Here is a 261-nt window from a genome sequence, read left to right as displayed (position 1 = left end):
AAAGATAGTATTAAAATCTGCAATACCTAGTTTCATAATTCCAGGAGCGTTTGATTTTGGATAATACACTATTTAGACCATTTCCAGCTATGGTTGTCAAAAAGAGCAGTCCATTCGAACTTGTGATTAACAGAGGTTCTATAGATGGAGTAGAGGTAGGAGATACATTTCTAGTTTACTATATAGATCCTGAGGAACTTATAGACCCTGAAACTCAAGAGAGCCTTGGGAATTTAGAAGTCATAAGAGGTACAGGAGTAG

At 36.4% G+C, this 261-nt stretch carries 1 pseudogene; it reads left to right on the top strand.

Annotated elements, in window-relative coordinates:
* Positions 1-56 precede the first annotated feature (56 nt).
* Positions 57-261, top strand: a pseudogene (locus tag AAEY78_RS13695) (hypothetical protein); the annotation flags it as partial.

Origin of the sequence: Psychrobacter sp. 16-MNA-CIBAN-0192, assembly GCF_040309565.1 — a bacterium.
GTDB lineage: Bacteria > Pseudomonadota > Gammaproteobacteria > Pseudomonadales > Moraxellaceae > Psychrobacter.
The sequence above is the reverse complement of the archived record's forward strand: the minus strand, read 5'-3'. Positions and strand labels throughout refer to the sequence as shown.